Source organism: Enterovirga sp. (assembly GCF_035325185.1).
GTDB lineage: Bacteria > Pseudomonadota > Alphaproteobacteria > Rhizobiales > Beijerinckiaceae > Enterovirga.
This window is the reverse complement of record NZ_DAOLAJ010000060.1, coordinates 1-8,298: the sequence shown is the minus strand read 5'-3', so window position 1 is coordinate 8,298 and position 8,298 is coordinate 1. Positions and strand designations below refer to the sequence as shown.

Genomic DNA, 8,298 nt, shown 5'->3' with positions numbered 1-8,298 from the left:
CCGCCGCTGTTCCTCGGCTTCCTGCGCGGGGTCCCGTTCTTCTGGCCGACGGTGCATCTTCTGGCCAAGACGCTGTTCGTCGCCGCCATCCTGCTCGCGCTGTTCTACCTCCTCGACCGGACGATCTTCGCGCGCGACGACGAGGCCCCGCCCCGCGACCCGACGCCGGATTCGCGCCTGCACCTGCGCGGAAGCGTCAATCTCGTCCTTCTCGCCCTCCTCGTCGGGGCCATCCTCCTCTCGGGAATCTGGCGGCCGGGCCTCGCCGTCGAGATCGGAAGCGTGAAGCTCGAAGCGCAGAACCTCATGCGCGACGGCATGATGGTGGCGCTCGGCCTCGCCTCGCTCGCCCTCACGCCGAAGGCGAACCGGATCGCCAACGAATTCACCTGGGGTCCGATCAAGGAGGTGGCGACGATCTTCGCCGCCATCTTCGTCTGCCTCGTCCCGGTCGTCGCGGCGCTCGGGGCGGGGCGGGAGGGGATCTTCGCGCCGCTGCTCTCGCTGGTGACGCGCCCGGACGGCACGCCGATCGAGGCCGCCTATTTCTGGATGACGGGCCTCTTGTCCTCGGTCCTCGACAACGCGCCGACCTATGTCGTCTTCTTCGAGCTGGCCGGCGGCGATCCGCAGCGTCTCGCGGGACCGCTCGCCGGAACGCTCGCCGCCATCTCGGCGGGCGCGGTGTTCATGGGCGCCAATACCTATATCGGCAACGCGCCCAACTTCATGGTCTACGCCATCGCCCGCCAGAGCGGCGTGCGCATGCCGAGCTTCTTCGGCTACATGGCCTGGTCGGGCGCGATCCTGATCCCGACCTTCCTCCTGGTGACGCTGATCTTCTTCCTGTGAGCGTCAGAGCGCGACGGCGCTTCGCCGAAGCGCCGTCGCGCTCTGACTTTTCATTTCAGCATGATCTTTTCCAAAAACCGGCATCCACTTTTTGGGATCATGCTCTAGCCGAGGGCCTCGGCCACGTTCTTGCCGCAGGTGACGGTGTCGGCGTTGCCGCCGAGATCGCGCGTGCGCAGGGTGCGCTCGGCGAGGACGCGCTCGATGGCGCCGACGATGTCGCGCGCGGCCTCCGCCTCGCCCAGATGCTCCAGCATCATCGCGCCGGACCAGATCTGGCCGATCGGATTGGCGATGCCCTGTCCCATGATGTCCGGCGCCGAGCCGTGGACCGGCTCGAAGACGGAGGGGAAATCGCCCTCCGGATTGATGTTGCCCGAAGGCGCGATTCCGATCGTGCCCGTGCAGGCCGGGCCGAGATCGGAGAGGATGTCGCCGAAGAGGTTCGAGGCCACGACCACGTCGAACCAATCCGGGTGCAGCACGAAATTCGCCGTGAGGATGTCGATGTGGTACTTGTCCCATTTCACGTCCGGGAACTTCGCCGCCATCGCCTCCACGCGCTCGTCCCAATAGGGCATCGAGATCGAGATGCCGTTGGACTTGGTGGCGGCGGTGAGGTGCTTCTTCGGCCGGCTCTGGGCGAGCTTGAAGGCGAAATCGAGCACCCGGTCGACGCCGACCCGGGTGAAGACCGATTCCTGGAGCACGAATTCGCGATCCGTCCCCGGAAAGGCGCGGCCGCCGATCGCGGAATATTCGCCCTCGGTATTCTCGCGCACGACCCAGAAATCGATGTCGCCGGGCTTCCGGCCGACGAGCGGACACTGGACGCCCGGCATCAGCCGCACGGGGCGCAGGTTGATATACTGGTCGAATTCGCGCCGGAAGAGCAGCAGCGATCCCCAGAGCGAGACATGGTCGGCGATCTTGTCGGGGCGTCCGACCGCGCCGAAATAGATCGCGTCGTGGCCGCCGATCCGCTCCTTCCAGTCCTCCGGCAGCATGCGGCCGTGCTTCTCGTAATATTCCCAGGAGGAGAAATCGAACCAGTCGAACCCGAGATCGATGCCGTGGCGCTTCGCGGCGGCCTCGAGCACGCGCACGCCCTCGGGCACGACCTCCTTGCCGATCCCGTCGCCCGGCACGACGGCGATGCGATAGCTCTTTGCTCCGGTCATTCGAACCTCCCCATGCCGGCGGCATCGACCATCGCGAGGCTCCGGTCAATCGCGTGGTTCACGACGGCCTCCGGGACGGGGAGACCAAGATCACATGAAGATAGCCCGGGCCGTGGGCGCCGCGGACATAGCTCCCCTCGATATCCGTCGTGCCGCTCGGCCCCGTGATCAGGACGACGTTGCGCGGAACGGCGGTCCCGGCAAGCTTCGCGGCGTAATCCTCCAGATAGGGCAGCAGCGTCTCCTCGCGCAGCACGACGATATGATGCAGCGGAAGGAAGGACAGCAGGATCGGCGTCTGCGGCCCGGAATGGATCACGAGGGAGCCGCTTTCGGCGATGCCCCACAGGGCCAGCCCGACCGCCGCCGGCTCGTCCGGCGCGAGCGAGGCATGGGGGGAGAGCCCCGCCCAGTCGAGCGACTCCAGTTCCGGGTCGGCCTGAAGCGCGACGGAAGAGGACAGGCCATGGCCGTCGAGATAGCGGCGCACGGCCTGCGGGATCTCGGCCATGGAGGCCACGCGGTCGATGGTCGTGCCAAGGGCGCCGGCCTTGGTCGCGAAGGCGTCCGGCAGGGTCGCGGCGGCGAGGCGCGGGCGCGTCGTGTCCGGCTCTTTCAGCAGCGAGGCAGCCTCGGCGGCGATGGCGGCGGGGGATTGCGGCAGGGTGCCGGGCCCCGGCGGGGTGCCGAGGCCCTTGCGGATGGCGGCGAGGATGCCGTCGCGCGCAGTCATGGACGTGTCTCCTTCCGGGTGGCCCGGTATTGCTCCATGAAGGTGCGGCCGGGCGGGCGGGGCAGGTCGCGGTATTGCGTCCAGCCTCCCGCCAGCGGCAGGCTCGTGATCCAGCCGCCCCGGCCGAAGAGCCGCAGCGCCCGCACCCCGATCCGGCTCGCCAGCCGATAGAGCGCGGGACGCCGCGCCACCTGCGCCCAGAGGCCGATTCCCATGCGCACGGGGCCGGGCTCCAGCCTCTCGCGCCAGCTTCGGACGCGCCAGGCGCGCAGCAGCGTCGGCAGCGGGATGCCGACCGGGCAGACCTCCCCGCAGCGCCCGTTCATGGTGCAGGCGTTCGGCAGGTCGCGCGACTTCTCGAGGCCCGACAGGACCGGCGTCAGGACCGAGCCCATCGGGCCGGGATAGGTGCCGCCATAGGCGTGGCCGCCGATCTGGCGATAGACGACGCAATGGTTCATGCAGGCACCGCAGCGGATGCAGCGCAGCATCTCCCGGAACTCGTCGGCCAGCATCCCCGTGCGGCCGTTATCGACCAGCACGATATGCATCTCCTCCGGTCCGTCGGCATCGCCGGGGCGCCGCGGGCCGCAATGGAAGGTCGTGTATTGCGTCAGCTCCCCGCCGGTGGCCGAGCGCACGAGGAGCCGCAGCAGCGCGAAGGCATGCGCCGTCGAGGGCACGATCTTCTCGATCCCCGCCGTCACGATGTGGATGCGCGGCGGCGTGGTGGTGAGTTCGGCATTGCCCTCGTTGGTGACGGTGCAGGTCGCCCCCGTATCCGCCACGAGGAAATTCGAGCCGGAGATGCCGATATCGGCGGAGAGGAACTTGGCCCGCAATTCGCGCCGGGCGCTCTGCACCATGGTCGCGGGATCGTCGGCGGCGGGGGGCGGGTGGTGGCCCGTCTTGAAGAGTTCCGCCACCTGCTCGCGCGTGCGGTGCATCGCGGGCCAGACGATATGCGAGGGCGGATCGCCCGCGAGCTGGATGATGTGCTCGGCGAGGTCCGTCTCGACCCGCTCGATCCCCGCATCGGCGAGGGCGTGGGGCAGGCCGATCTCCTCGCCCAGCATGGATTTCGAGCGGGTGACGAGCTTCGCCTTCGCGTCCAGGCAGATGCGTGTGACGATGGCACGGGCCTCGGCATCGTCGGCGGCCCAATGGACCTTGGCGCCCGAGGCCGTGGCGTTGCGCTCGAACATCTCAAGATAATAATCGAGATGGGCGATCACGTGGTTCTTGATCGCGCGCCCGCGCTCGCGGGCGGCCTCGAATTCGGGAAAGGCCGAGACCGCCGCGGCGCGCTTCCTCTCGGCATTGCCGGTGGTGCGATCGATCGCGAGCTTCAGCGTGCGGTCGGCGAGGGCGGCCGTGGTGCGGGCCTTGAAGGAGGCTTGCGGGGCTGCGTGCATGTCAGGTCTCCTCACCGATGGCCGGGCCGTCGGCGCAGCCCGCCAGCACCTCGACCGTATGAAAGCAGCGGGTCTTCGCGCCCTGCCGGTGCAGCTTGCCCGCCATGTTCATCAGGCAGCCGAGATCGCCCGCGAGCAGGAGATCGGCGCCCGTGCGCTCGATCGCCTCGGCCTTCTCGCCGACGATCGCGTTCGAGATCGCCGAATATTTCACGCAGAAGGTGCCGCCGAAGCCGCAGCAGACGTCGTTCCCTTCGAGCGCACGCATCTCGAGCCCCTCGACATGGGAGAGGAGGGCGCGCGGCTGCGCCGCGACGCCCATCTCCCGGAGGCCCGAGCAGCTGTCGTGATAGGTGGCGGAGGCATTCAGCCTCCGCCCTTCTGGAACATAGCCCATGACATCGGCCAGGAAGCTGGTGATCTCATGGGTCTTCGCCGCGACGGCGGCGGCGCGGGCGGCCCATTTCGGGTCGCCCGCCAGGAGGTCCGGATAGCCGTGCCGGATCGTCGCCGCGCAGGAGCCCGAGGGCAGCACGGCGTAGTCGTAGGGCTCCAGCGCCGCGACCGTCTGGCGCGCCAGCCGTGCGGCGTCGGCATCGTCCCCGCTGTTGAAGGCGGGCTGGCCGCAGCATGTCTGCTGCTGCGGCACCTCGACCGTGCATCCGGCTTCTTCCAGAAGCTGGATGGCGGCGAAGCCGATCCCGGGACGGATCGCGTCGACGAGGCAGGTGACGAAAAAACCTACGCGAGGGTTCGGCTGTCCGGACATGGCGACCTCACTTCGCTGGAGCGGCGATGGGGGTGACCTCGGGCACCAGCTTCGTGAAGGGATGCACGTAGGCTTGCGCCAGGACGAGCAGCCCGACCAGAGCGGCGAGCGCGATCGAGTGGAAGAACACGAAGCGCAGGATCGAGCCTTCGCGGCCGTACCACTTGGTCGCGGTCGAGGCGACGACGATGGACTGCGCGTCGATCATCTTGCCCATCACGCCGCCCGAGGAATTGGCGGCCGCCATCAGCACCGGGTTCAGGTTGAGCTGCTGCGCCGTCACCCTCTGCAAGCCGCCGAAGAGCACGTTCGACGCCGTGTCGGAGCCCGTGACCGCGACGCCGAGCCAGCCCAGCAGCGTGCCGAAGAAGGGATAGAGCCAGCCGGTATTGGCGAAGGCCAGGCCCATCGTCGCATCGACGCCGGAATAGCGGGTGACGTAGCCGAGCGCGAGCATGCAGGCGATGGTGATCAGCGAGTAGCGGATCATCCAGAAGGTGCGCCCATATGCTCTCACGAGGGCCATCGGACCGTAGCCCAGCATCAGCCCCGACACGATGGCCGCGAGCAGGATGCCGGTCCCCGTCATGGACAGCACGTTGAAGCCGAAGACCGCGCGCTCCACATGAGCCACCGTCGCGACGGGCGGAACCTTCTGGACGAGGCCGTCCAGGCCCGGAACCGGGAATTTCGGGGCCCAGATCGCGTCGAGCATCCCCTTGATCTGCGGCACGCCCCAGAGGAAGACGAAGACGCTGAGGATGACCCACGGCATCCAAGCCTTGACCACGGACCGCGACGCGAGCGCCTCCTCGGACACCTCCTTGTGCTCGTCGGCGACCTCGTCGGACGACCAGTCGCGCGGCGGCTCGGTGATGGCGTTCTTCGGGTGCCACACGCGCAGGAACAGGGCGAGGCAGACCATCGAGACGAGCGCGGCCACGATGTCGACCAGCCAGGGTCCGTGGAAGTTCGAGACGAGATATTGCGGGATGGCGAAGCTGCCGCCCGCGACGAGCAGCGCCGGCCAGACCTCCATCATGCGGCGGAAGCCGACGAAGGCCCAGATCAGCCAGAACGGCACGATGAGCGAGAAGAGCGGCAGCTGGCGGCCGATCATGCCCGAAAGCTCGTGCAGGTCGAGCCCGGTGACGGCGGCGAGCGCGATGACCGGCGTGCCGAGCGCGCCGTAGGCGACGGGCGCGGTGTTCGCGATCAGGCACAGGCCCGCGGCCGAGAGCGGCGAGAAGCCGAGCCCCATCAGCATGGCCGCGGTGACGGCGACCGGCGTGCCGAAGCCCGCCGCACCCTCGAAGAAGGCGCCGAAGCTGAAGGCGATGAACAGGAGCTGCATCCGGCGGTCGTCCGAGATGTTGCGGATGCTGAGCCGCAAGACGTCGAACTCGCCTTTCTCGTTCGTCAGCTGGTAGAGGAAGATGACGTTGAGGATGATCCAGCCGATCGGCATCAGCCCGAAGGCCGCGCCGTAGACGGCGGACATGCCGGCGAGGCCGGCGGGCATGCCGAAGCCGACCACGGCGACGAGGAGGGCGGCGACGAGGCCCAGCATCGCGGCGAGATGGGCCTTCATCTCGAAGATGCCGATCGCGCCCAGCAAAACCAGGACGGGGATGGCGGCGGCAACTGTTGAAAACAGCATGTTGCCGAACGGGTCATATACCTGTGACCAGATCATGAGACGTTCCTTGTTCGGAATGCGCACGGCAAGGCGGCCGGGCCGGCTCGCGGGCGCGGTTGCAGAAATGAAGCGGTGAGTGACTGGCGCCGGTCGGATGCCGCCCCGCATGGAGGCCGGCCCTCAGGCATGGTGGAATTCCATTCCCCTCTTGACCCTCCCTTTTCTTGTGTCGGTTGCAGGCTGAACCATGCCGCCCGGCGGGACCGAGCGGGCATGGTAAACGACGGGTTGCGGGAGTCGACGGATCAGGACGGCGAGCCGCCCCGATCCGGCGCCGCTAGAGCGTGATGACGCTTCGTCGAACCGCCATCACGCTCTATCCTTTTGTTTGAGCATGATCTTTTCGAAAAAACCGGGATCCACTTTTTCGGATCATACTTTAGTGCCAGTGGGCGCATTTCGAGGTCTGGCCGATGCCGGGATTGAGCGTGTTGGTGGGGTCCAGCTTGCGGTAGAACCCGGCCAGTTCCGGCTTGGCGCGGTAGAGATGGCCGACATTGTGCTCGGCCGGGTATTCGGCGCCCCGCTCGTCGAGCAGAGCCCACATCTCGTGCTCCACCGCGAGGCAGTCATGGCCCTTCTTCACCACGTAGTCCTGGTGGAAGACGTGGCAGAAGAAATGACCGTAATAGAGCTTCTTCTCGATCTTCGCCTCGATCTCGGGCGGAAGATGCTCGACCCAGTCGCGGTCGTTGCGGCGCAGCGCGATGTCGAGGGCGACGATGTCCTCGACCTCCCGGGCATGGACGGCGCGGTAGCGCACCGCGGCTCCCGCCACCGCGAAGCGATGCAGGAAGGCGGCCGTGCCCTCGTCCGGCGTGCATTCGAACATGTCGCCGCCGGCCGAGGGGAAGATGGAGGCGAGATAGTCCCGCGCCTCGGCGATGCCCGCCCCGCCCATGCGCAGCAGCAGGTGATGCTCGTAGCGGTCGCGGAAGTCGTTCATCCGCGCGGGCAGGTGCTGCGGCGCGAGCCCCGCCACGGCCTGCGCGAGGCGGTCCGAGACGCTCGTGCCGAGCCCCAGCCGCTCGGTCAGCGCGTCGAAGCGCGCCTTGGCGGAGAAGAAGGCCGGCATCCGGTCGGTCCCGGCCTTGCGAATGAAGAGGAAGGTGTCCTTGCCGTATCGCGCGGCGACGTCATAGGCTTCGCGGTGGATATATTCGCCCGCGATCGGCAGGCTCTGGAACTGGCCCAGGATGTGGCGGCGGATCTCCGTCAGCTCGGCCGGATCGTTCGTGCCGATATAGAAGACGGCCGTCTCCTTCTCCGCCTCGAAGGTGTCGAGGCGGACGGCGAAGACGGCGAGCTTCCCCGCGCAGCCTGAGGATTCGCGCAGGCGGCGGGGATCGGCGTTGAAGCGGGCCGGCGTGTCGGCCTCGATGTCGCGGACATGGGCGCCATATTCGCGGTCCGACGCCCAGGCATTGGTCGGGGCGGGAGCGGGCAGGTCCCCGCGCTCGATCCGCGCGAGGATCTCCTCGGGCTCCTCGCCGAGATCGAGCCCGAGGTGATTGACGAGCGCGACCGAGCCGTCCTCGCGTATCTCCGCATAGAGGCTCATCTCCGTATAGGCTGGCCCGTGCTGGACCAGGGCTCCGCCCGAATTGTTGCAGATGCCGCCCAGCACCGAGGCCCCGATGCAGGAGGAG

At 67.9% G+C, this 8,298-nt stretch carries 7 protein-coding genes; 1 reads left to right on the top strand and 6 read right to left on the bottom strand.

From position 1 onward, the window contains the following. Positions 1-852, top strand: an 852-nt coding sequence (locus tag PKD06_RS12555) for a sodium:proton antiporter (protein ID WP_324380528.1), incomplete at its 5' end; no start/stop codon positions are given. 104 nt (positions 853-956) lie between these two features. Here the strand turns inward: PKD06_RS12555 and PKD06_RS12550 are convergent. The 6 genes from PKD06_RS12550 to dld form a co-directional block, all read right to left on the bottom strand. After that, complete coding sequence (locus PKD06_RS12550) at positions 957-2,033, bottom strand: tartrate dehydrogenase (protein ID WP_324380527.1); 1,077 nt, start codon at positions 2,031-2,033, stop codon at positions 957-959. Positions 2,034-2,091: 58 nt separating this feature from the next. After that, positions 2,092-2,766 (bottom strand): LUD domain-containing protein, encoded by a 675-nt coding sequence (locus PKD06_RS12545; protein ID WP_324380526.1) that lies wholly within the window; start codon positions 2,764-2,766, stop codon positions 2,092-2,094. Continuing rightward, the gene (locus PKD06_RS12540) at positions 2,763-4,181 is read right to left on the bottom strand and encodes a lactate utilization protein B (RefSeq protein ID WP_324380525.1); all 1,419 of its coding nucleotides are present in this window, start codon (positions 4,179-4,181) and stop codon (positions 2,763-2,765) included. Before PKD06_RS12540 ends, PKD06_RS12545 begins: the two co-directional genes overlap by 4 nt. 1 nt (position 4,182) lies before the next feature. Continuing rightward, positions 4,183-4,950, bottom strand: coding sequence for a (Fe-S)-binding protein (locus tag PKD06_RS12535; RefSeq protein WP_324380524.1), 768 nt, complete (start codon positions 4,948-4,950; stop codon positions 4,183-4,185). A 7-nt stretch (positions 4,951-4,957) separates the two neighbouring features. After that, on the bottom strand, positions 4,958-6,646 hold the full coding sequence (locus tag PKD06_RS12530; protein ID WP_324380523.1) for an L-lactate permease: 1,689 nt from the start codon (positions 6,644-6,646) through the stop codon (positions 4,958-4,960). 382 nt (positions 6,647-7,028) lie between these two features. Then, positions 7,029-8,298 (bottom strand): D-lactate dehydrogenase (gene dld / locus PKD06_RS12525; RefSeq protein WP_324380522.1); only part of this gene is annotated, 1,270 nt, incomplete at its 5' end.